Origin of the sequence: Robertmurraya sp. DFI.2.37, from assembly GCF_029211245.1 — a bacterium.
Taxonomy (GTDB): Bacteria; Bacillota; Bacilli; order Bacillales; family Cytobacillaceae; genus Robertmurraya; species Robertmurraya methanolica_A.
Map to the genome: position 1 here is coordinate 25770 of NZ_JARGEJ010000037.1, position 22834 is coordinate 48603.

Genomic DNA, 22834 nt, shown 5'->3' on the forward strand with positions numbered 1-22834 from the left:
TCTCTGGAACAAATTTTACCTGTTCCGGTGAAACAAAAATGGTCATTTGGTACACCTCATCGGAACAGGCGGCAGCCCCTTGTAAAGTAGGCTACTTTATAACCTCTGTTCCATTGTTCCAAAAGTTATTATTAAAAATAATTATAAAGATATAAATAAGAAATCGCATGCAGACGCGTATATACGCGCGTATAGAGACTTTTTGGATTTAGGGAACATGGAGGATATATGAGAGAAAAAAAGATTGAACAGCAACTGGTAAAAGAAGTGAAAGATATAGGTGGTATTGCACTGAAAATTGTATCACCAGGTTTTGATGGAATGCCAGACAGATTGATTCTTTTACCGGGTAGAAAAATCGCCTTTGTTGAGGTAAAAGCACCAGGTAAAACCTTAAGGCCTCTACAGGAAAAGCGAAAAAGACAGTTAGAAGCACTTGGTTTTTTGGTGTTCTGCCTGGATCATATAGAACAGATTGGAGGGATACTTCGTGAAATACAAGCCTCATGAATATCAGGTTTATGCCACTGAGTATATCCTCAATCATCCTATAGCAGCAGTGCTCTTAGATATGGGATTAGGTAAGAGTGTCATAACCTTAACTGCTATCTTTGATTTAACACTGGATAGTTTTCTCGTTCGTAAGGTTCTGGTTATTGCACCACTTCGAGTAGCGAGAGATACATGGCCTGCAGAGATTGAAAAGTGGGATCACCTAAAGGGGCTTAAATACACCGTAGCAGTTGGTTCGGAGGTTCAGAGAAAAACAGCCCTTATGAAAAGAGCTCAAGTCTACATTATCAATCGAGAAAATGTGGAATGGCTAATTTCAAGAAGTGGAATTCCCTTTGATTTTGATATGGTGGTAATTGATGAGCTGTCCTCTTTTAAATCTCATCAAGCCAAGAGATTTAAAAGCTTAATGAGAGTTAGGCCAAAGGTAAATAGGATAGTAGGACTTACTGGAACCCCATCCTCCAATGGATTGATGGATTTGTGGGCACAGTATCGCTTATTAGATATGGGGCAGCGATTAGGCAGGTTTATTGGCAGATATCGAGAGGATTACTTTGTACCAGATAAACGTAATCAACAAGTGATCTTCTCCTACAAGCCAAAACCGGGAGCAGAAGAAGCAATTTATAGGCTAATATCTGACATCACTATTAGCATGAAAGGGACAGACTACCTGAAGCTGCCTGAGCTGGTTATAAACGAAGTAGATGTAAAGCTATCTGAAAAAGAAATGAAAATCCTTGACGTTATGAAGCGTGATTTAATTGCAACGGTTAAAGGCGAGGAAATTACTGCAGCCAATGCAGCAGCTCTTTCGGGGAAACTCTTACAGATGGCCAACGGAGCAGTCTATGATGATCAAGGTACAGTACTTTATATACATGACCGTAAGCTGGATGCACTGGAAGACTTAATCGAAGCTGCTAATGGCAAGCCAGTTCTAATTGCTTATTGGTTTAAGCATGATTTATCTCGAATACAAAAGCGCTTTGAGGTTGAGGTGTTATCCACTAGCGATTCTATTAAGAGGTGGAATGATGGAGAAATCTCTATTGCAGCTATCCATCCAGCATCAGCAGGCCATGGACTGAACTTGCAAGCTGGAGGTTCAACTCTTGTATGGTTTGGTCTAACTTGGAGCCTAGAGCTTTATCAGCAAACCAACGCCCGTCTTTGGCGGCAAGGACAAAAAGAAACGGTAGTGATTCATCACTTGATTTCCAAAGGCACCATTGATGAACGTGTAATGAAAGCCCTAAATGATAAAAACAATACTCAATCCGCACTGATAGATGCGGTTAAAGCTACACTAAAGGAGGTCTGATAAAATGAACATTGTCTGGCAATATTTAGATAAAAGAGCAGCGGCAATTAACGCCCTAAAAGATTACAGCAGTATGAAGTACATCATAGAACATACCGATGAGGACATTGCAACCCTCAACGAAGAAATGAGTTCCCCAGCTTCCCCAGTTATCAATGGCATGCCATCGACCCATGATCCAAAAGCTGGAGAGAAAAGGCTCATTGCCTGCATCAATGAAATTGATGTATTGAAAGAACGTTATCGTCAAGCACTGGAATACATGGACTGGTTTCAACCGGCATGGGATGCTTTAACAGAAGATGAGCAGTATGTGTTAAAGGAGTTTTATTTGGATGATGAACAAAAGCAGATTGATGCAGTGTATAACATTTGTGATCACTTTAATATTGAACGTTCTTCTGCATACAACAAAAAGAATCGAGCGCTTCAGCATCTTGCGCTACTACTCTATGGAAAGTAATGAGTAATATCATGGATGATTTTATTAGAAATCCATAATACAATGGTATTGTGAAAAATTGTAGAGAGCCTTCGTGGAAATACCGCGGGGGCTTTTTGCATGTCCAAAGGAGGTACGAAATGCCAAAGAAACCAAAACGACCATGTTCTTCTCCTGGTTGTCCGGAACTGACAGATGGACGTTTTTGTCCGGAGCATGCCAAAAAGGAAGCTTCTCGTTATGAAAAATATCAGAGAGATCCTGAAACGAGGAAGCGTTACGGTCGTGCATGGAAAAGAATACGTGACCGTTACATTGCAGTCCATCCACTATGTGAAGAGTGTAAAAGACAAGGAAAGCTGACACCAGCAACTGAAGTGCATCATATCCTCCCCTTGGCACGAGGTGGGACACACGATGAAAGCAACCTAATGGCTCTTTGTACTCCTTGTCACTCAGCTATCACAGCAAGAGATGGAGACCGTTGGCCATCCCGGTAGGGGGGAGTCAAATCTCTACAGCTTTTTAAACGGTCAACGGGCGTGGGGCTTCGTGCAAAAAGTCGCAGTTTCAAACGGGGTAATACCCCCTTAATAAGAAATGAGGTGAGTTAATGGCCAAAGATGGTACAAATCGAGGTGGTGCCCGTATTGGATCTGGCCAGAAAAAGAAAGCACTTATAGATAAAATTGCTGAGGGAAATCCCGGAAAAAGAAAACTGGAAGTTATTGAATTTAAAAATACCGCAGAACTTCAAGGGCAGGAGATGCCACAGCCAAGGGCTATGCTTTCAGCAGTACAAAAGGATGGTAAAACCTTAGTAGCTAGCGAAATTTATGAGCTTACGTGGAAATGGCTTGAGGAGCGAGGGTGTGCACATCTAGTTCTACCACAGCTATTAGAAAGATATGCCATGAGTGCTGCTAGGTGGATACAGTGTGAGGAAGCAATAAGTGAGTTTGGTTTTCTTGCTAAACATCCAACTACTGGCAACGCTATCCAAAGTCCATACGTTTCCATGAGCCATAATTTTATGAGCCAAACCAACAGACTCTGGATGGAAATATATCAGATCGTTCGTGAAAACTGTGCGACAGAGTATTCCGGTGCAAATCCACAGGATGATGTAATGGAACGACTGTTGACTGCCCGTAGAGGTAAATAATGATAAGGAGATGTGAGATGAGTAAGAGATATTTAACAGCAGAAAGTGTATGTGCAGGACATCCTGATAAACTGTGCGATATTATTGCTGATAATATTTTGGATGAATGCTTTAGAAGAGATAAAGCGTCACGCGTAGCGTGTGAGGTTATGGCTACTAAAGGGAAAATTATCGTGGCGGGCGAGATCTCCTGCAGCGAGAAAATTGATATCAGAAGCATTGTTAAGAATGTGCTAAAAGAACTAGGTTATAAACCTTTGAAATTTTTAATTTATGTATATGTACACAATCAGAGTTCTGATATTGCATCTGGGGTGAATACTGCACTAGAAGCACGAAATGGTATAAACGAACAATATTGTTCTATCGGTGCTGGTGATCAAGGGACTATGTATGGCTATGCCACTAAAGAAACTAGAGAAATGCTTCCTCTTCCCCTTGTCTTATCTCATCGAATTGTAAAGAGACTAGATGAGGCAAGAAAAGGTAAGCTGATTAAAGGTATCCTTCCCGATGGAAAAGCACAGGTAACGATTGAGTATGATGATGATGTTCCAGTGAGAGTTAAAACCATTGTAGTGTCAGTTCAGCATAAAAAGAATAAAACTCAGGAAGAGCTAAAATCCGATATTTTAAATAATGTGTTATGGCAGTGTTTTGAGGATTTTCCTTTTGATGATGAAACAGAAATTCTTATCAATCCATCTGGCCAGTTTGTATTAGGTGGACCTGCTGCAGATACAGGTTTAACTGGAAGAAAGATCATGGTGGACACTTATGGCGGACTTGCATCACATGGTGGCGGAGCACTATGCGGGAAAGATCCCACAAAAGTTGACCGAAGCGGTGCTTATATGGCTCGGTATATTGCTAAACATATCATGTGGTGTGATTTTGCTGAGAAATGTGAAGTGGCTATTTCCTATGCCATTGGTAAGGCAAATCCTGTAGCCTTTTCTGTAAATACCCTTGGCACGGGTATTGTTTCTGACGAAATATTAACTCTTGCTGCACAGGAGGTTTTCAACTTAAGACCTGCGGCAATCATTGAGAAGTTGCGTCTAAGGAATGTGATTTATTCTGATACAGCAGTTTATGGTCACTTTAATAGTTGTCTGTTTCCGTGGGAAGATGTAAATAACTATAGTGAATTTAGAAAGGCGGTGGAAAAGTATGTTGATAGAGAAGATAAAAACTAAACAACTCATCCCCGCTGAATATAACCCAAGGAAGGATTTAAAACCGGGTGATCCGGAATATGAGAAACTTAAACGCTCCCTTGAGGAGTTTGGATATGTAGAACCCGTAATATGGAATAAGACCACAGGCAGAGTCATCGGAGGTCATCAGCGTTTGAAAATCCTGCTGAGTATGGGCATGGATGAGATAGAATGCGTAGTTGTTGAAATGGATGAGCAAAAGGAGAAGGCGCTGAACATTGCACTAAATAAAATAAGCGGAGATTGGGATAAAGACAAATTAGCACTTCTCATTACAGACCTTAATGCTTCAGACTTTGATGTATCTCTCACAGGTTTTGACCCAGAAGAATTAGACGATCTTTTCAAGGATTCCCTTAAGGATAATATAAAAGAAGATGATTTCGATGTAGACAGCGAGCTGAAAAAGCCCGCTGTTTCGCATTTAGGGGATATTTGGCTACTTGGACAGCATCGATTAGTCTGCGGAGACAGTACAAAGAAAGACACCTTTGATGTCTTGATGGATGGGAAAACTGCTAATTTGGTAGTTACGGACCCTCCATATAATGTTAACTATGAAGGCACTGCTGGAAAAATCAAAAATGACAACATGGCTAACGAAGCGTTCTATGATTTTCTGCTTGCGACATTTCAAAATACCGAAGCGGTAATGGCAAAGGACGCTTCTATTTATGTGTTCCATGCTGATACCGAAGGACTCAATTTTAGAAGAGCATTCTCTGATGCTGGATTTTATCTTTCTGGCACTTGCATTTGGAAAAAGCAGTCCCTTGTTCTCGGTCGCTCCCCTTATCAGTGGCAGCATGAACCTATTCTCTTTGGGTGGAAAAAGAAAGGCAAGCATCTCTGGTATTCAGACCGCAAGCAGACCACCATCTGGGAGTTTGAGAAACCAAAGAAAAATGGCGACCATCCAACCATGAAACCAGTGGCACTTGTGGCATATCCCATTATGAACTCAAGCCTTAGTAACTGTATTGTGCTCGATCCTTTCGGCGGTTCAGGAAGTACACTGATTGCCTGTGAGCAGACAAATAGAATCTGCTACACCATTGAACTGGATGAAAAGTACTGTGATGTCATTGTAAAAAGGTATATTGAGCAAGTGGGAAATTCTGATGGTGTGTTTCTTTTAAGAGATGGTTCGAAATTCAGATATTGTGACCTACCGGAGGTGAATGCAGATGAGTAAATTGACACTTGGTTCCCTTTTTGATGGGAGCGGAGGTTTTCCTCTAGGTGGTTTGCTTTGCAGCATCGAACCTTTATGGGCATCTGAAATTGAGCCGTTTCCTATACGGGTTACGACTAAACGTATCCCTCAGATGAAGCATTATGGGGATATAAACAAATTAAATGGCGCGGAGCTTCCGCCTGTAGATATCATAACCTTTGGCTCTCCCTGCACGGATATGAGTGTGGCGGGTAAAAGAGCTGGTCTGGACGGAGAGCAATCCGTCCTTTTTTATGAAGCAATCCGAATTATCAAGGAAATGAGGTGTAAGACCAATGGACAATATCCAAGGTACGCAGTCTGGGAAAATGTCCCCGGTGCATTCTCATCAAATAAAGGGGAAGACTTCAAGGCAGTCCTCGAAACGGTCATCAGCGTCAAAGAGCCGAACACCTCGGTGCCTTTACCTGAAAAAGGTCGATGGCCATACGCTGACATCTATATGGGAGACGGATGGAGTGTGGCTTACCGAACTATCGATGCGCAATATTTCGGAGTCCCCCAGCGTCGTCGTAGAATCTACCTTGTCGCAGATTTTGCAGACAGATGTGCCGGAGAAATACTATTTGAGTCCGAAGGCATGCCAAGGAATTTTACGCCGAGCGGCAGCCCGTGGCAAAGAACTGCCGGAAATGCTAAAAACCGCTCTGGAAAAACAGGCGATAGCATAACTTGCCTAAATGACCAAGGCGGAAGAGTGATGTCTGTTTCGAAGGATATTACAGCAACACTTCGAGCAGAGGAACATGGACATCAGCCTTGCGTAATGCAGTCAAGCGGATTTTGTACTGAACACAGTGCCAAGAGCAGAAGTGTAGGATATGAGGAAGAACGTTCCCCTACACTTAGAGCAGGTGTTGTCCCAGGTGCAGTCATGTCCTTTGAACCGGGTGCTGCTTCTCGAGTTGGTGGCCATACTGACGAAAACTTAAGTGGATCACTTCGTGCAAACATGGGAGATAATCAAACAGCTGTTGTCATTGAAAACCATCCAACTGATAGCCGTGTGAAACTCTCGGAGGATAATAAAGTACAGACGCTAACCTCTCGTATGGGAACTGGCGGTGGGAATGTACCTCTTATTATGAATACACCTAAAACATTAAAAATCCGCTCTGGCTGTGAAGGCGGTGGTAAGGGTGCATTGATACAAGATGATAAGTCTGCAACTCTTGGATGCAATAATGATCAGACTGTTTTTGTGCCTACCGCATATGGCATCTGTTCTGATAAAAGCAATTCCATGCAGTCAAGCAATCCACATAGCGGTATATATGAAGCAGATACTTCTCGAACCATTGATGCTAATGGAGGAAATCCAGGATGTAATCAAGGTGGTATTGCAGTAGTTGCTCTGCAAGGCTCGATGATTGGAAGAGAGGATAAAAATGGTCCCAAAGGAAGCGGTATAGATGAAGAGGTTTCTTTTACGCTTAATACCGCTGATCGCCATGCTGTTGCCTATGCCATGACTACCGGAGCCTATGCACAGGTTGAAGAAGATAAAGCACCAACGTTATTGTCGAGAGATTATAAGGATGCTCCTGTAGTGACTCAGCCTTCTTACGGTATTGATAGGGCGGCTTTTAATCAAGGACAGAACGCTCTGTATAAACCTTCTATAGATGAAGAACAGCAACCTACGCTCACAGCAAAAGGCCCTGGAGCAGTGGCACACTCAGCTTCGTTTTATCCTCAGATGAAAGCTGAAAGTCAATGCTACAGACAGGACGGCACATCAAATACGATTATCAATGGCACCAATCCAGGCTATCAAAACGGATTGGTTGAGCCGGACTATATTGTTCGAAGGCTCACACCAACGGAATGTGCAAGATTGCAAGGTTTTCCCGATAATTGGTGCGATGATCTTGGTACAGAAAATCCTACAGAAGATGAAATCTCATTCTGGACGGAGGTTTGGGAAACCCATCGCAAAATCATGGGTAAGAGTAGCAAGCCGAAAACAAGAAAGCAAATTATTAAATGGCTTAACAACCCCCATTCCGATTCAGCTGAGTACAAAATGTGGGGTAATGGTGTAGCACTTCCATGCGTCTGTTTTGTGCTGACTGGCATTGTGTTATCTGCACGGAATACCGCCGATTAATGGAACAGTATTTTCTACAGAAAGATGCCCTAAATGACTTGATATTAACAGCCTTTAGAGTGATATATGTATGTACCGAAAATAGAAAGGCGGTATAAAAATGCAGATAAACTATAATGTCACAGGAGCAAAAAGAAAAGAGTTAGTCAACGCAATCAGCCAAAAACTGAATGCTCCTGTAAGATATCTTGGAGCACCTACATTTGCATATGAGGTGGCAGACTACAATATTGACAAAAATGGAGTAGTCAGAGGACCAGATAATTCTGAACTGGTTGATGCTCTATTAAGCTTTCATGACTTCAAGGCAGCTACGGAAGAATATGACACACCACTTCCAAAAGCAGAGCTTGTTCCTGAAAATATTCAAATTCCCTATGAAGCGGCTCTTGGTGGAAGGGTAAGCCCATATAATGATTACGAAGAATCTCCCGTATACGCCGAGCCAGATGAAATCGAAGATGTTAGATTGATTATTCAAATGCCGAGGGAGGGTTTTACCGAAATCGCACTTGATAACCTAAAAGGATTGGTAGAAAGCAAAGAAACCCTTATAAAGAAAGCACTTGATACTGACTCTATTCCCATTATCGTAAATGAGGAATTTGTAACCTTCCCCTGGTTCCAAAGTGAGTGCTCCGCAGAGGAGGTTAAGGCTTATACCCACTTTGTAACAGCACTTTGCGAAATGGCAAAGAAGCAGACCCGCGTCAACTCGACCGAGAAATCAGTGGAGAATGAAAAGTACGCTTTCCGTTGTTTCCTTCTAAGACTTGGTTTTATCGGGCCAGAATACAAATCAGAACGAAAAATTCTCCTCTCCAAACTGTCGGGTAGCTCTGCCTTCAAAAGCGGAAGTCCCAAGCATGAGGAGGTGAGTGAATAATGAATATCATTCACCCAGAAATGCTAAAGCAACTTAGAAGTTATTACACTCCGGGAACTCGTGTCATGCTACTTAAAATGAATGACCCTTATACCAAACTTCAGCCTGGAACTAAAGGTACGGTTACTAGTGTTGATGACATGGGAACCATCCACGTCAGTTGGGATTCAGGCAGTTCCCTTGGAGTGGTCTTTGGAGAGGATTTATGCAGGAAAATCGAAGAGTAAACATACACATTTTAAGACCAATATGGCAGTAAATATGTAGATTTATATTGCAGAATTGTCTTGCTATATAAGCCTTTTAGAGTGATATATGTACATGCCGAAAGGACAAACACACTTTAAAAGGAGCGAGATACGATGTTAAGTGCAAAATTCGGAATCGAGATTGAATTTACAGGGATTACAAGGGAAAGGGCAGCCAGAGTTGCTGCAGAGTTTTTGCAAGGTACTTATAGTGAAGGCGGGACTTACTACGACACTAAGAAGGTAAAAACTCCAGATGGTAGAGTTTGGAGATTTATGTATGATGGGAGCATTCACTGTCAAAGAAAAGAAGGTAGAAGAAAAGTAGCTGCAGGTAGAGATTATAGCGTTGAGCTAGTTAGCCCAATCCTAACTTACCGGGAGGACATTGAAACTTTGCAGGAGCTAGTAAGAAAGCTTCGCAAAGCTGGAGCCTTTACAAATACATCTTGCGGCATTCACATTCATCTAGACGGTGCTGAACATACCCCGCGAAGTATTCGAAACTTTATAAATATCATTGCAAGTAAAAATGACTTATTTTATAAAGCACTTCAGATTGCACCGGAGCGAATGCGCTACTGCAAAAAGATGGACAGCATTTTGGTTGAGAAGATGAACCACAAAAAGCCTAAAACCATGAGACAAATTGAGGACATTTGGTACGAGGGCTACAGCGAGAGTAGAAGCACTCATTATCACAACAGCCGCTACCATTTCCTCAACCTTCACAGCTTTTTTACCGGAAACCATACAGTTGAACTTAGAGGATTCAATAGCGAACTTCATGCAGGAAAGATAAGAAGCTACATTGTTCTTGCCTTAGCTTTAAACAACCAAGCTTTAACGCAAAAATTTGCCTCTGCGAAGAAGCCTCAAGTAGAAAATGAAAAGTTTGCCATGAGAACCTACCTAAACCGTATTGGGTTTATAGGAGAAGAGTTCAAAAACTGCAGAGAGCATTTAACAGCAGCACTTTCAGGTTCTGCAGCTTGGCGGTTTCGGGCGGCCTGAGCTGCCCTAAGGTCCTAAGCTAGGAAGGAGGAAAACAATGAGTAACAAACTATATCTTGCCTATGGTTCTAATCTTAATCTGGAGCAAATGGCAAACAGATGCCCCACAGCCAAGGTAGTTGGAGCAAGTAAAATAAAAGGTTATCGTCTGCTTTTTAGAGGATCACATGCGGGAGCAGTGGCAACCATAGAGCCTTTCAAAGGCGAAAGCGTTCCAGTGTTAGTCTGGGATATCACACCGGCAGATGAAGCGGCTCTTGACCGCTATGAAGGATGGCCATTTTTATATCGTAAAGAAACCATTAAAGTGAGATTGAATGGTAAAACTGTGCAGGCTATGGTCTACATCATGAATGAAGGAAGGCCATTAGGCCAGCCAAGCTGTTATTATTACAGCACCATTCTAGATGGCTATAAAAGTGCAGGTTTTGATGTAGAGATTCTGCGTAAGGCGGTAGCGGATTCTTTTGAGGAGGATAATGAATGAACCAAACCATAAAAAAACAAATACTTGCCATTCGAGAAACAGGTGAAACGAATATGTTTGATCTTCCGGTTGTGACAAGTATTGCTTTAAGAGCAGGTTATACGGAGCTAGTAGATTACCTTGAAAAGAACAAAGGAGAATATGTCCATTTCATTTTGACAGGGGAAGCGAAAACAGAATAACCTAAACAAATTTTGAAGGAACTCTGCGGGGTTCCTTTTTTCGTAGCCATAAGGAGGTGGCGGCCATACGTAAACTAAAAAAATATAAGCCGACCATCTTTAAGGCAGATGGTTCGGTATATGATAAGGACGCTGCAGACATTGCGGTGTCTTTTATTAATTGCTTAAAACATACGAAGGGAGAATGGTATGGGCAGCCATTTGAACTTATAGACTGGCAGGAACAGATTATCCGCGATGTGTTTGGGATTATAAAGCCGAATGGCTACCGTCAATTTAATACTGCCTATATAGAAATTGCTAAAAAGCAAGGAAAATCTGAACTTGCAGCAGCGGTTGCCTTGCTCCTTACTTGTGGTGATTTTGAGCATGGTGGTGAAGTATATGGATGTGCATCTGACAGACAGCAAGCTTCCATTGTTTTTGATGTAGCAGTTGATATGGTAGAACAATGCCCAGCTCTGAAAGCAAGAATTAAACCGGTACTATCGCAAAAACGACTTGTTTATAAACCTCTAGGTAGTTTCTATCAAGTTTTATCTGCAGAGGCATATACCAAGCATGGACTAAATGTGCATGGTGTGGTATTTGACGAACTTCATGCTCAGCCAAATAGACAGCTTTTCGATGTCATGACTCATGGTTCCGGTGATGCCAGAAAACAACCACTGTATTTCTTAATCACAACTGCTGGGAATGACACCCATTCCATTTGCTACGAGGTGCATCAAAAGGCCAAAGATATCCTGGAAGGGCGAAAGGTTGACCCTACATTCTATCCTGTCATTTACGGTGCTGACGAAGATGATGACTGGACAGATCCAAAGGTATGGGCGAAAGCCAACCCCTCTCTGGGTATTACAGTGGACATTGAAAAGATACAGATTGCTTGTGAAAGCGCAAAGCAAAACCCAGCCGAAGAGAACCTATTCAGGCAGCTTCGTTTGAATCAATGGGTTAAACAGTCGATACGTTGGATGCCTATGGAAAAGTGGGATAAATGTGCTTTTACTGTAAACCCAGAAAGTCTTACAGGGCGTGTGTGTTATGGTGGTTTGGACTTATCCTCTACAACCGATATAACAGCATTTGTTCTTGTATTCCCTCCTGAGTATGAGGGAGATAAATATATCATCCTCCCTTTTTTCTGGATTCCAGAAGATAACATGGACCAAAGGGTAAAGCGTGATCATGTTCCCTATGACGTATGGGAGAAGCAGGGGTTCTTACACACCACTGAAGGAAACGTGGTGCATTATGGTTACATCGAAAACTTTATCGAAGAGCTGGGCTTAAAGTACAACATTCGAGAAATTGCTTTTGACCGGTGGGGAGCTGTACAGATGACACAAAACTTAGAGAACCTTGGGTTTACAGTAGTTCCTTTCGGTCAAGGTTTTAAAGATATGAGTCCACCTACAAAGGAATTAATGAAGCTTACCTTAGAGGAGAAACTGGCCCATGGTGGACATCCGGTTTTGCGATGGATGATGGATAACATCTTTATACGTACTGATCCTGCTGGGAATATCAAGCCGGATAAAGAAAAATCAACTGAAAGAATAGATGGAGCAGTCGCTACCATTATGGCTCTTGACCGAGCAATCCGCAAAGGTGGAACAGGTAACTCTGTTTATGACGGTCGAGGGCTTCTTATTTTGTAGCAAAGGAGAGTGATGCAGATGGGATTGTTTTCTAATATTTTCAAAGCACGTGATAAGCCGCAAAATCGAACCACAGGAAGCAATTACAGCTTCTTTTTTGGTGGAACAACCAGCGGTAAGCCTGTAAACGAACATACAGCAATGCAAATGACAGCGGTCTATTCATGCGTAAGAATACTTGCAGAGGCTGTGGCAGGGCTCCCCCTACACCTATATAAATACACTGATAGCGGTGGTAAGGAGAAAGCACTTTCTCATCCACTGTATTTTTTATTACATGATGAGCCGAATCCAGAGATGAGTTCTTTCGTTTTCCGAGAAACGTTAATGACTCATCTTTTATTATGGGGTAATGCCTATGCACAAATTATTCGAAATGGCAAAGGCGAAGTCATAGCACTATATCCGTTAATGCCTAATCGAATGTCGGTGGATCGGGATTCCAGTGGCGCTCTTTATTATACTTATACTAAGTATTCTGATGAAGCACCTACGATGAATGGAGTGACTGTCACACTTAGACCAAGTGATGTATTTCATATACCTGGCTTAGGCTTTGATGGACTAGTGGGCTATTCGCCGATTGCAATGGCTAAGAATGCTATAGGTATGGCAATTGCTTGTGAGGAATATGGAGCTAAATTCTTTGCTAACGGAGCTGCTCCAGGAGGGGTACTTGAGCATCCAGGTACCATTAAAGACCCTCAAAAAGTACGGGATAGTTGGAATGCAGCCTATCAGGGAAGCAGTAACTCTCATCGTGTAGCGGTGCTTGAAGAAGGAATGAAGTATCAGCCTATTGGTATCTCACCAGAACAAGCTCAGTTCTTAGAAACAAGAAAATTTCAGATTAATGAAATCGCTCGAATTTTCCGCGTACCTCCACATATGGTAGGAGACTTGGAAAAATCGAGCTTTTCTAATATTGAGCAACAGTCACTGGAGTTTGTGAAATACACATTAGATCCTTGGGTGATTCGTTGGGAGCAGACCATCAGCCGAGCACTTTTAAGGCCAGATGAAAAGAAACTTTATTTTGCCAAGTTCAATGTAGATGGACTGCTTCGAGGTGATTATGTTTCTCGAATGAATGGGTATGCAACCGCGAGACAGAACGGCTGGATGAGTGCCAATGATATTAGGGAGCTTGAGAACCTTGATCGAATCCCACCAGAGCTTGGAGGAGATTTATATCTAATCAATGGCAATATGACCAAACTTGAAGATGCGGGTATTTTCGCAAACAAAGAAGGATTGGAGGGAAATTCTGAATGAAGAAATTTTGGAATTGGGTTCGCGACACAGATACAGCGACACGAACTCTCTATCTAAACGGTGCAATTGCCGAGGAGAGTTGGTTTGAGGATGATGTTACTCCAGCTGCTTTTAGAGAAGAGCTAATGAGCGGTGAAGGTGACATAGTAGTTTGGATCAACTCTCCTGGTGGTGATTGTATTGCAGCATCTCAGATATACAACATGCTGATGGATTATAAAGGGAACGTCACTGTAAAGATTGACGGTATTGCTGCATCAGCTGCTTCTGTCATCGCTATGGCAGGGACGGAAGTCTTAATGTCTCCTACCTCACTGATGATGATCCATAATCCCTTTACCATAGCTATTGGCGATAGTGAGGAGATGCAAAAAGCAATCCAAATGCTTGATGAAGTGAAAGAGAGCATCATCAATGCATATGAGCTTAAAACCGGCTTATCTAGAACAAGGTTGTCGCACCTGATGGATGCTGAAACCTGGCTAAACGCCAATAAGGCAGTTGAGCTTGGTTTTGCAGATGACATTATGTTCAAACCAGGAGAGAGTTCACTACAAGACAGCTTTGTATTCAGCAGAAGAGCAGTGACCAATTCACTAATGAATAAACTTCAAAAACCAGTTGTAAAACAGTCAGTAGAGCCGCTTTATGAGCGGCTTAATTTATTGAAATATTAGGAGGAATAAAAATGAGTAAAATTCTTGAACTGCGTGAAAAACGCGCAAAAGCATGGGAAGCAGCAAAGGCATTTCTTGATTCAAAGCGTGGTAGTGATGGGCTTGTATCCGCAGAAGATGCAGCAACCTATGACAAAATGGAAGAAGACATTATTAATCTCGGTAAGGAAATAGCAAGATTGGAACGTCAAGAGGCTCTTGAAGCAGAGCTTAATAAGCCAGTAAATATGCCTCTTACTGGAAAGCCAGCTGTTCCAGGGATGGATACAAAGACCGGAAGAGCCAGTGATGAATATAGGAAAGCATTCTGGAACGTAATGCGTAGCAAAAACCCTCGTCATGATGTGCTAAACGCTTTATCTGTAGGCACTGATTCTGAGGGAGGATACCTTGTTCCTGATGAATTTGAGCGTACCTTGATTCAAACCCTTGAGGAAGAGAATGTGTTCCGTAAACTTGCAAAGATTATTCAAACTTCAAGTGGTGATCGTAAAATCCCGGTTGTGGTGACCAAAGGCACAGCTGCTTGGCTTGACGAAGGTGAGGAGTTTGATGAGAGTGATTCTGTATTCGGTCAGACATCTATTGGTGCTTACAAGCTGGGTACAATGATTAAAGTTTCTGATGAACTTCTCAATGACAGTGTATTTGATCTGGAGAATTATATCTCCACTGAATTTGCCCGTAGAATCGGTGCTAAGGAAGAAGAAGCTTTTTTAGTTGGAGACGGAGATGGAAAACCTACTGGTATTTTCAACGCAACAGGCGGAGCACAGCTTGGAGTGACAGCAGGGTCTGCAACTGCTATTACTGCAGATGAGATTATCGATCTTGTTTACTCATTAAAAGCGCCATATAGAAAGAACGCGGTATTCCTGATGAATGATGCAACAGTAAAGGCAATCCGTAAGCTGAAAGACGGTCAAGGTCAATATCTGTGGCAGCCTTCTTTAACAGCAGGTACTCCAGATACTTTATTAAATCGTCCGGTTTATACTTCAGCTTATGCTCCTACTATTGAAGCTGGAGCTAAAACTATTGCCTTCGGTGATTTCGGATATTATTGGATTGCCGATAGACAGGGACGTTCTTTCAAACGTTTAAACGAGCTTTTTGCAACCACAGGGCAGGTTGGTTTCCTTGCGAGCCAGCGTTTAGATGGAAAGCTTATCTTACCTGAAGCCATCAAAGTTCTTCAGCAGAAGGCTTAATGGGAGGTGTAAATGATATGGCAAGATACTATTCTAGGAATATATTTTTTTAACTTTATATGTAAACGATTGCAAAAGGATGTGACATGTATGGAAAAAGATAACAACGCTCATGTATTCGATTTGGCAAAACGGACAGCGGATATGCTTGTAAAAATGTTTGGTCAGCGCTGTGAGGTTGTTGTCCATGATTTTAAGGATTTAAAAAAATCTTTAATCTATATAGCGGGGAATGTCACGAATAGAAAGATTGGTTCCCCTATTACTGATCTTGTTCTAACCGAGCTGAGGAAAAACCCGGTGGAGATTGAAGATATTCCTAATTACAAAACACAGGCCCGTAATGGAACATTATTAAAATCGGCAACCGTATTTTTACGTGATGCACAAAAAAGGGTGATCGGAGCACTTTGCATTAACTATGACATTTCGCAAGTGATGGTTAACGTTGGAGAACTGGAGGAGTTTCTCTCCTTTAATGTAGACGATGATAAGTCCGAGAATTTCCACACTACTGTGCAGGACGTCATCCATGATATGGTTCATCAAGTTTTAACAAACTTCAAGAAAGCGCATACACAACTTACTTTGGATGAAAAAATTGAATGTGTTCGCTTGTTAGAGGAAAAGGGTGCTTTTTTAATAAAAGGCTCTACCGAATATTTAGCGAGTGTACTTGGAGTTTCGAAGTTTACGATTTATAACTACTTGAACAAAATAAGGACGCAAAACGAGTATCATCTTGAAGAAGAAACTAATTAATAATTGGAGGTAAAATAGATGGATATTATTAAAGGTACTGCACTTTTACTATTAGTTTTAGCAGGTTTTTCCCTATTTAGTTATAAAGCACCTAAAGGAATGAAGGCGATGGCAGCGCTCGCTGGAGCAGCCTGTGCAGCTTTCTTAGTTGAAGCATTCCAATTATATGTGGGTGGCGATTTACTTGGGATAGAGTTTTTAGGTGAAGTTGGGACAGCGGCAGGGAGCATGGGCGGTGTCGCAGCTGCAGCTTTAGTGGCAATAGCGGTTGGGGTTTCTCCTGTATATGCATTACTACTTGGTGTTAGCTGTGCTGGACTTGGATTATTGCCAGGGTTTATCGCAGGTTATTTAGTTGCTTTTCTTGTAAAGCTTATTGAGAAAAAAGTTCCTGGTGGATTAGATTTAATTGTTATTATCTTATTCTGTGCTCCACTTGTGCGTTTAGCAGGGGAGTTAATGACACCTGTTGTTAATGCAACTCTATTAAATATCGGGGGAATTATTACGGAAACTGCTAACAGCAACCCTGTTTTAATGGGAATTATTCTTGGCGGGGTTATTACCGTAGTCGCTACTGCCCCACTTAGTTCAATGGCGTTAACAGCAATGCTTGGTTTGACAGGAGTTCCGATGGCGATTGGTGCCTTAGCTGTCTTTGGGTCTTCGTTTATGAACTATATCTTATTTGATCGCATGAAATTCGGTGATCGTAAAACAACCATTTCTGTTGCAATTGAACCTTTAACACAAGCGCATATTATTTCTGCCAATCCAATCCCTGTATATGTGACAAACTTTGTCGGAGGAGCGAGTGCGGGTGTGATTATTGCATTGTCTGGACTTATTAATAATGCAACAGGAACAGCAACCCCGATTGCTGGCTTAGCTGTAATGTATGGTTTCAATGATCCTATGAAAGTAACTCTTATCGCATTAGCGTGTGCAGCAGTTGGCCTGTTATGTGGGTTTTTAGGGTCAGTAGTCTTCAAAAATTATAAAATTAAAACGGTTGATGAGCTTCAAACTCTTGAGGCAGAGAAGGAATCAGCTGCTTAAATTAAAGAATAAAGAGCAGGCACTTATTGTGCACCTCAACGATAAAGGGGAAATGAACGATGAAATACCGCTCAGCTTTTGATATTATCGGACCAGTGATGGTAGGACCTTCAAGTTCCCATACGGCTGGAGCAGTTCGTATCGGTCGAGTGGCTCGCAGCTTATTTGAGAAACAGCCAAAGAAGGTCGATATTCATTTGTACGGTTCGTTTGCAACAACTTATAAAGGTCATGGAACAGACTTAGCATTAGTTGCTGGGCTCTTGGATTTTGATACCTTTGATGAAAAAATTCCCGATTCATTAAAAATTGCTAAGGAAGTCAATATGGAAGTTGTTTTTCATGAGGAAGGAGCAATCCCGGAACATCCAAATACGGTTAAGTTAGTTTTGGCTGCAGATGAGCAAACACTTGAAGTAATTGGGGTGTCGATTGGCGGTGGAGCGATTGAAATTAAAGAGATTAATTCATTTAAATTAAAACTGTCAGGTGACCCAGCCTTCTTAGTGATGCATCAGGATAAATTTGGCGTTGTTTCTTGTGTGACATCCATTCTATCAAAGTATAAAATAAACATTGGCCATATGGAAGTTGCCCGTAAGGAAAAGGGAGATATGGCAATTATGGTTATCCAAGTTGATCAAAAAATTGAGGATACGGTATTAAATGAAATAAAAGAACTTTCCAATGTAAGAGGAGTCATCCGAATGGTTGCTTAATCCAACTAAGTAAATCAATTTCATAATGACTGGCTTCTAGAATCTCTCACCTTTGTACATTGTGAAATATCAGGATTAACGTTAAAAAGTAGGAGGACAAGAAATGTTTCGAAATGTTACAGAGCTTGTTTCGCTCGCGGAACAGTCTCAAGTGAAAATTGCAGAAATCATGATTCGTCAAGAAATAGAAGTATCAGGACAATCTCGAGAAGAAATTATCGCAAAAATGGAGCAAAATTTAGCTGTGATGGAAAAGGCCTTAGAGAGAGGTTTAAACGGGGTGAAATCACAAACTGGATTAACTGGTGGCGATGCCGTTTTATTGCAAAACTATATAAAAAGCGGTAAGGGATTATCAGGTGATTTGCTTTTGGATGCGGTCAGTAAAGCGGTCGCGACTAATGAAGTGAATGCTGCCATGGGCGTAATCTGTGCAACGCCAACAGCAGGCTCTGCCGGAGTAGTGCCGGGAACCTTATTTGCAGTAAAAGAAAAGCTGAGCCCAACTCGGATGGAAATGATTGAGTTTTTATTTACGGCTGCGGCCTTTGGTTTTGTTGTAGCAAACAATGCAACCGTTTCGGGCGCTGCTGGAGGGTGTCAGGCTGAAGTAGGTTCAGCGGCAGGAATGGCGGCTGCTTCCATCGTTGAAATGGCTGGTGGTACACCACGACAAGCGGCAGAAGCAATGGCGATTACATTGAAGAACATGCTGGGACTTGTGTGCGATCCAGTGGCAGGACTTGTAGAGGTTCCTTGCGTGAAACGGAATGCCATGGGAGCATCCAATGCCTTGACAGCTGCAGATATGGCACTTGCAGGAATCACAAGCAGAATTCTGTGCGATGAAGTAATTGCTGCTATGTATGAAATAGGAAAAACAATGCCTTCCGCATTAAGAGAAACGGCACAAGGTGGTTTAGCAGCAACACCAACTGGACGGAGACTAGAGGCTGAAATTTTTGGAGAACCGAAAGAAAAATTAAAAGATTATCTCGTTGCATCCATTTCATAACGACATTTCTAGTTAAAAACAAAGCGTAGTTGCTTTTGTCGAAAGTCTAAACGTGGAAATGGCGGCAAAAAAGACCAAGTACGCAACTGTTCGCTCTCAATGAGCAGTTATTGAGAAAGTAAAGGCACCTCATTTTGCAAATGGGGTGCTTTTACTTTTATTTTAAATTACCTGGTACAGACTTCATGATTTTTCCAGTATTTTGGTAACTAATTGGAGAAGTAGCTGGACGTAATATGCGCATGTTGCTCACCACCTTTCAAAAAAATAGGGATGTCAGCTATTTTTCCAAATTAAATTAAGAACCTTTTTTATATTTCGTTTCTCGTACGGGCATGGTCTTTCACCTGTTCTCATCCGATAAAGCGGACAGTGGTTTCCTTGACAGGCAGGCCGATAAAAGCATGATTGGCAGGAGGAATCCGTTTCCTCACCAGATGTAACCCAATGAGCGATTTTGTCATAGTCAAGCTGAAAGTGACCGTTGTCGTCAATTTTTCCAACCTTATTGAAATCTTCCTGTACGGAGAGGGTACATTTGTACAATTGACCATCAGCGCCAACGACTAATGAATGTGGTTTTGCTGCATAGCAGACAGATGCCGAGGGCATTAATGATTCGATTACCATGGAGCTCATTTTTAAACCTTCTGTTACCGCCTCATCAGTTAATTCCCAAATTTTTTTATTCGCCATCGTGCGGCTGCAGACGGGGATAGCCTCATCATTTTTCCCACCCCATTGTCCAACAGGGCGAAACAGGACTCCGTAACGTTCATCGTCAGCAAAATGCTGTTTTAAGAATTTCGTTAATTTGGAAACATCCTCTATATTATCTTCGTCAAAATTGGAACGAATGGTGAGATTAAAAGGATCAGGAATGGTTTTGATAGCAATTAGATTATCGATGATGCGCTCAAACGTTTGACCTCCATCTGATAAAGGTCTTCTCCTATCATGTATTTCTCCGACCCCATCAATGGTGATCATAAATTGATTAATATTCCATGAGAGCAGTCGCTTAAAGGTATCTTTTGTTAATAAGTATCCATTTGTTACAAGGTCACAGCTGTATTGAATCTGATTTTCCTCGGCAATGGATAAAAAAGACTGCGAAAGTTCTTCAATAACATCCAATGAAATAAGCGGTTCGCCGCCAAACCAACTTATATGTAGTGCCGTTAGATGCGAGGCTTTTTCTTGGACAAAAGCTTTTAAACTGTTGATGACGCTTCGTTTCATTTTTCCACGTTCGAATGTTTCATAACAATAAGTGCAGCGGAAATTGCATGATTCTGTAGGCATGATAATGAGATGTAACAGATCTGTCCGATGTAGGGACTGATGGAGATATTGCGCCCTTTTCTTTTCATCAACATCACCAGAAATGAGAAACCCGTCGCGAAATAGGTCTTTATGTATATGATTTTCCAGTAGTGCTATACCTGTTCTTTTTAAAGCAGAAATAGCAGATTGCTTTTCTTCCTCGTTAAAATGGGTAATGGCACCGGTATAACTGTTAAAAAGAACAACGCCGCCATCATCAGTATGGGATAGAGCATTAAATCGAGAGGGAATGTAGTTCATTTGCTTTTCCATTTTTTCACGTACCTTCATTAAATTGATGAACAAAAGTCATTATAAGACTACAGGTGGATAAAGATCAGTGAGTTCTGTCACTATAGACGAGATGGAAAGAGCTGCTGTAGTATGCCTAATAAAAACCGGATTGGAACAGTACACTTTACTCAATTTTACATATGATGGTCATGAAACAACTTAAGCTGAGGAGGTTCCAAAATGAACTTTTATGGTTACCCGCATGCCAATTCATATTTTCAACCACCTGTTCCATATGCATACCAGCAGGATTATCTGTTGCGCCAACCATTAGATCTAGGGAGATGGTGGCAGGTAGAAGAAGGAGCATGGAGTGGAGTCTGGACCCGTAGGGGAAATAGCAATGTTTTTGATGCAAGATGGACGAGACAAGGTGCGACACCCATAACCGCTGTGATGACAGTAAACGTCCATGATCGTTTTGTGTCTATATCCCGGAGAAACAGCAGTGATGGAAACGATTGTCAATACGTTGGAATCATTACTGGAAATAGAGTGAGAGGAATGAATGTATGCACTCGTGGTGGAGGCTCTTGGAGTGCAACGATTCAAAGGAGACCACTGCAGCCGGAGTTAGGAAGACGATGGGAAGTGCAAGAAGGGGGATGGAGCGGAGTTTGGACACGTCGGGGAAACAGCAATACGTTTGATGCAAGATGGACGAGACAGGGAGCAACACCCATAACCGCTGTTTTAACGATGAGTCAAGAAGGCAATAATGTTCGAATACTAAGAAGAAATAGCAGTGACGGGAATAACTGTGAGTATAATGGACGAATTGAAGGAAGAAGAGCAAGTGGCACCTTTACCTGTAATCAAGGTGGAGGAAATTGGACAGCGAATATTAGTTAGAAAACAGGGATGCTGCAAGATTTTATGATGTGACTGTCCCACTTTGTACTGGCTCCTTGAGAAATAAATGGAGTCAGTACAGTCTTGCAAAATATGCGTACTTTGAATGAATGAAGAAATACTAATTAGTAGGGAGAAAAAATGTTGATTGAGTACAGTTTTTGCGGAATTTATTTGAACAAGCTATGTTTTGTGCTCATCCCACATTTGATTAATGCAAAAATAGTTGGATAAAAAATGCCGTTTTAGTAAATAACCGTGTTAAAATGACGGTACAACTTTGGGCGGAAGGAGAGGAAACATGACCAAGGGAAAAATTTTAATCGTTGAAGACGAGGAAAAAATTGCTCGCGTACTGGAGTTGGAGCTAACTTATGAAGGGTATGAAGTAGGGAAAGCGTTAGACGGTTTAACAGGCTTTCAGCTTTTCCAAGAACAAGAGTGGGATTTAATTTTATTGGATGTCATGCTACCAGGGATAAGTGGAATAGAATTGCTGCGCAGGATTCGTTCCGTCAACAAACATACGGCGATTATTATGCTGACAGCGAAAAATTCAATTGAAGATAAAGTGTCTGGTCTTGATCTTGGTGCCAATGACTATATGACAAAGCCTTTTGAAATCGAGGAATTGTTAGCGCGAATACGAGCAAATTTGCGAGTTCTAGTCCCAGTTCAGGCCATTGAAAATGATGAGGATTGGCTTATTGTAGGAGATTTAAAATTAAATGAGGTTACGAGAGAAATTGTACGAGCAGGGGAAGTGATCGAACTAACACCACGGGAGTTTGAATTGCTAGCTTTTTTAATGAAGCATGCACGCCAAGTTTTGAACAGGGAACAATTATTAAATGGTGTTTGGGGTTATGATTATTACGGAGATACTAATGTGGTGGACGTATATATCCGCTATTTGCGCAATAAAATCGACAAGCCTTTTGACACTTCCCTCATTCATACAGTACGAGGAGTCGGCTATGTGCTGAAGGATACAAAATGAAGTTAAGAAATAAAATTAATTTACTCAACTTTCGCACCTTGAAAATCGACCTTGTTTTAGGTCTATTAAAGCTTTAAGAACAATCAACTTTGTTCCTTGACTATTGCCTTTAAACAAGAAAAGGCACCTGCTTCTTTGGTATAGTGGAA

General features: G+C 41.6%; 24 protein-coding genes. 23 read left to right on the plus strand and 1 reads right to left on the minus strand.

Features of this window, described 5'->3' with window-relative positions:
* The first annotated feature begins 228 nt into the window (after positions 1-228).
* The 21 genes from PZE06_RS17485 (at position 229) to sdaAA (ending at position 19213) form a co-directional block, all read left to right on the plus strand.
* Entirely contained in the window at positions 229-510 is a 282-nt protein-coding gene (locus PZE06_RS17485; RefSeq protein WP_150949078.1) for a VRR-NUC domain-containing protein, read from the plus strand.
* Complete coding sequence (locus PZE06_RS17490) at positions 491-1840, plus strand: SNF2-related protein (protein WP_150949075.1); 1350 nt, start codon at positions 491-493, stop codon at positions 1838-1840. Before PZE06_RS17485 ends, PZE06_RS17490 begins: the two co-directional genes overlap by 20 nt.
* A 4-nt stretch (positions 1841-1844) precedes the next feature.
* A complete protein-coding gene (locus PZE06_RS17495) occupies positions 1845-2303 on the plus strand; it encodes an ArpU family phage packaging/lysis transcriptional regulator (protein WP_009052901.1) in 459 nt (152 codons plus the stop codon).
* Positions 2304-2422: 119 nt separating this feature from the next.
* Positions 2423-2782, plus strand: a complete 360-nt coding sequence (locus tag PZE06_RS17500) for an HNH endonuclease (RefSeq protein WP_024400906.1) — start codon at positions 2423-2425, stop codon at positions 2780-2782.
* A 113-nt stretch (positions 2783-2895) separates the two neighbouring features.
* Complete coding sequence (locus PZE06_RS17505) at positions 2896-3447, plus strand: P27 family phage terminase small subunit (protein ID WP_021400959.1); 552 nt, start codon at positions 2896-2898, stop codon at positions 3445-3447.
* 17 nt (positions 3448-3464) lie between these two features.
* Positions 3465-4646, plus strand: a complete 1182-nt coding sequence (gene metK, locus PZE06_RS17510) for a methionine adenosyltransferase (protein WP_150949073.1) — start codon at positions 3465-3467, stop codon at positions 4644-4646.
* A complete protein-coding gene (locus PZE06_RS17515) occupies positions 4621-5862 on the plus strand; it encodes a site-specific DNA-methyltransferase (protein WP_150949070.1) in 1242 nt (413 codons plus the stop codon). Before metK ends, PZE06_RS17515 begins: the two co-directional genes overlap by 26 nt.
* Entirely contained in the window at positions 5855-8014 is a 2160-nt protein-coding gene (locus PZE06_RS17520) for a DNA cytosine methyltransferase (protein ID WP_097033513.1), read from the plus strand. Before PZE06_RS17515 ends, PZE06_RS17520 begins: the two co-directional genes overlap by 8 nt.
* A 100-nt stretch (positions 8015-8114) precedes the next feature.
* Complete coding sequence (locus tag PZE06_RS17525) at positions 8115-8900, plus strand: virulence protein (RefSeq protein ID WP_097033514.1); 786 nt, start codon at positions 8115-8117, stop codon at positions 8898-8900.
* The gene (locus PZE06_RS17530) at positions 8900-9127 is read left to right on the plus strand and encodes a DUF4314 domain-containing protein (RefSeq protein WP_009052894.1); all 228 of its coding nucleotides are present in this window, start codon (positions 8900-8902) and stop codon (positions 9125-9127) included. The genes PZE06_RS17525 and PZE06_RS17530 overlap by 1 nt, the downstream gene beginning before the upstream one ends.
* A gap of 135 nt (positions 9128-9262) precedes the next feature.
* Positions 9263-10162 carry an amidoligase family protein gene (locus PZE06_RS17535; protein ID WP_097033515.1) on the plus strand — a complete coding sequence of 300 codons (900 nt, stop codon included), beginning with the start codon at positions 9263-9265 and terminating at the stop codon, positions 10160-10162.
* A gap of 37 nt (positions 10163-10199) precedes the next feature.
* Complete coding sequence (locus PZE06_RS17540) at positions 10200-10649, plus strand: gamma-glutamylcyclotransferase family protein (protein ID WP_044036447.1); 450 nt, start codon at positions 10200-10202, stop codon at positions 10647-10649.
* Positions 10646-10831 carry a DUF5049 domain-containing protein gene (locus PZE06_RS17545; RefSeq protein WP_150949067.1) on the plus strand — a complete coding sequence of 62 codons (186 nt, stop codon included), beginning with the start codon at positions 10646-10648 and terminating at the stop codon, positions 10829-10831. Before PZE06_RS17540 ends, PZE06_RS17545 begins: the two co-directional genes overlap by 4 nt.
* A 65-nt stretch (positions 10832-10896) precedes the next feature.
* On the plus strand, positions 10897-12495 hold the full coding sequence (locus tag PZE06_RS17550) for a terminase large subunit (RefSeq protein ID WP_068557093.1): 1599 nt from the start codon (positions 10897-10899) through the stop codon (positions 12493-12495).
* A gap of 12 nt (positions 12496-12507) precedes the next feature.
* A complete protein-coding gene (locus PZE06_RS17555) occupies positions 12508-13770 on the plus strand; it encodes a phage portal protein (RefSeq protein ID WP_483314071.1) in 1263 nt (420 codons plus the stop codon).
* The gene (locus PZE06_RS17560) at positions 13767-14447 is read left to right on the plus strand and encodes a head maturation protease, ClpP-related (protein WP_150949061.1); all 681 of its coding nucleotides are present in this window, start codon (positions 13767-13769) and stop codon (positions 14445-14447) included. The genes PZE06_RS17555 and PZE06_RS17560 overlap by 4 nt, the downstream gene beginning before the upstream one ends.
* Positions 14448-14458: 11 nt before the next feature.
* Positions 14459-15658, plus strand: a complete 1200-nt coding sequence (locus PZE06_RS17565; protein ID WP_150949060.1) for a phage major capsid protein — start codon at positions 14459-14461, stop codon at positions 15656-15658.
* Positions 15659-15748: 90 nt separating this feature from the next.
* Positions 15749-16420, plus strand: a complete 672-nt coding sequence (locus tag PZE06_RS17570) for a helix-turn-helix transcriptional regulator (protein ID WP_150949057.1) — start codon at positions 15749-15751, stop codon at positions 16418-16420.
* 18 nt (positions 16421-16438) lie between these two features.
* Positions 16439-17479: a PTS sugar transporter subunit IIC gene (locus tag PZE06_RS17575; protein WP_150949054.1), complete on the plus strand. Its 1041-nt coding sequence runs from the start codon at positions 16439-16441 to the stop codon at positions 17477-17479.
* 59 nt (positions 17480-17538) lie between these two features.
* Complete coding sequence (sdaAB, locus tag PZE06_RS17580; RefSeq protein ID WP_150949052.1) at positions 17539-18198, plus strand: L-serine ammonia-lyase, iron-sulfur-dependent subunit beta; 660 nt, start codon at positions 17539-17541, stop codon at positions 18196-18198.
* A gap of 103 nt (positions 18199-18301) precedes the next feature.
* On the plus strand, positions 18302-19213 hold the full coding sequence (gene sdaAA, locus PZE06_RS17585; protein WP_150949049.1) for an L-serine ammonia-lyase, iron-sulfur-dependent, subunit alpha: 912 nt from the start codon (positions 18302-18304) through the stop codon (positions 19211-19213).
* A 276-nt stretch (positions 19214-19489) separates the two neighbouring features.
* Here sdaAA and PZE06_RS17590 read toward each other — a convergent pair whose 3' ends face one another.
* Positions 19490-20812 carry a radical SAM/SPASM domain-containing protein gene (locus PZE06_RS17590; RefSeq protein ID WP_225310722.1) on the minus strand — a complete coding sequence of 441 codons (1323 nt, stop codon included), beginning with the start codon at positions 20810-20812 and terminating at the stop codon, positions 19490-19492.
* 201 nt (positions 20813-21013) lie between these two features.
* Between PZE06_RS17590 and PZE06_RS17595 the strand changes: the two genes are divergently transcribed.
* Positions 21014-21685 carry a hypothetical protein gene (locus PZE06_RS17595; protein WP_150949046.1) on the plus strand — a complete coding sequence of 224 codons (672 nt, stop codon included), beginning with the start codon at positions 21014-21016 and terminating at the stop codon, positions 21683-21685.
* A 301-nt stretch (positions 21686-21986) separates the two neighbouring features.
* On the plus strand, positions 21987-22685 hold the full coding sequence (locus PZE06_RS17600; RefSeq protein ID WP_150949043.1) for a response regulator transcription factor: 699 nt from the start codon (positions 21987-21989) through the stop codon (positions 22683-22685).
* Positions 22686-22834 lie beyond the last annotated feature (149 nt).

Coding starts and splice junctions, on each gene's coding strand:
- PZE06_RS17485 (WP_150949078.1), top strand. CDS start 229: ATGAGAGAAAAAAAGATTGAACAGCAACTGGTAAAAGAAGTGAAAGAT.
- PZE06_RS17495 (WP_009052901.1), top strand. CDS start 1,845: ATGAACATTGTCTGGCAATATTTAGATAAAAGAGCAGCGGCAATTAAC.
- PZE06_RS17500 (WP_024400906.1), top strand. CDS start 2,423: ATGCCAAAGAAACCAAAACGACCATGTTCTTCTCCTGGTTGTCCGGAA.
- PZE06_RS17505 (WP_021400959.1), top strand. CDS start 2,896: ATGGCCAAAGATGGTACAAATCGAGGTGGTGCCCGTATTGGATCTGGC.
- metK (WP_150949073.1), top strand. CDS start 3,465: ATGAGTAAGAGATATTTAACAGCAGAAAGTGTATGTGCAGGACATCCT.
- PZE06_RS17515 (WP_150949070.1), top strand. CDS start 4,621: ATGTTGATAGAGAAGATAAAAACTAAACAACTCATCCCCGCTGAATAT.
- PZE06_RS17520 (WP_097033513.1), top strand. CDS start 5,855: ATGAGTAAATTGACACTTGGTTCCCTTTTTGATGGGAGCGGAGGTTTT.
- PZE06_RS17525 (WP_097033514.1), top strand. CDS start 8,115: ATGCAGATAAACTATAATGTCACAGGAGCAAAAAGAAAAGAGTTAGTC.
- PZE06_RS17530 (WP_009052894.1), top strand. CDS start 8,900: ATGAATATCATTCACCCAGAAATGCTAAAGCAACTTAGAAGTTATTAC.
- PZE06_RS17535 (WP_097033515.1), top strand. CDS start 9,263: ATGTTAAGTGCAAAATTCGGAATCGAGATTGAATTTACAGGGATTACA.
- PZE06_RS17540 (WP_044036447.1), top strand. CDS start 10,200: ATGAGTAACAAACTATATCTTGCCTATGGTTCTAATCTTAATCTGGAG.
- PZE06_RS17545 (WP_150949067.1), top strand. CDS start 10,646: ATGAACCAAACCATAAAAAAACAAATACTTGCCATTCGAGAAACAGGT.
- PZE06_RS17555 (WP_483314071.1), top strand. CDS start 12,508: ATGCAGATGGGATTGTTTTCTAATATTTTCAAAGCACGTGATAAGCCG.
- PZE06_RS17560 (WP_150949061.1), top strand. CDS start 13,767: ATGAAGAAATTTTGGAATTGGGTTCGCGACACAGATACAGCGACACGA.
- PZE06_RS17565 (WP_150949060.1), top strand. CDS start 14,459: ATGAGTAAAATTCTTGAACTGCGTGAAAAACGCGCAAAAGCATGGGAA.
- PZE06_RS17570 (WP_150949057.1), top strand. CDS start 15,749: ATGGAAAAAGATAACAACGCTCATGTATTCGATTTGGCAAAACGGACA.
- PZE06_RS17575 (WP_150949054.1), top strand. CDS start 16,439: ATGGATATTATTAAAGGTACTGCACTTTTACTATTAGTTTTAGCAGGT.
- sdaAB (WP_150949052.1), top strand. CDS start 17,539: ATGAAATACCGCTCAGCTTTTGATATTATCGGACCAGTGATGGTAGGA.
- sdaAA (WP_150949049.1), top strand. CDS start 18,302: ATGTTTCGAAATGTTACAGAGCTTGTTTCGCTCGCGGAACAGTCTCAA.
- PZE06_RS17590 (WP_225310722.1), bottom strand. CDS start 20,812: ATGGAAAAGCAAATGAACTACATTCCCTCTCGATTTAATGCTCTATCC.
- PZE06_RS17595 (WP_150949046.1), top strand. CDS start 21,014: ATGAACTTTTATGGTTACCCGCATGCCAATTCATATTTTCAACCACCT.
- PZE06_RS17600 (WP_150949043.1), top strand. CDS start 21,987: ATGACCAAGGGAAAAATTTTAATCGTTGAAGACGAGGAAAAAATTGCT.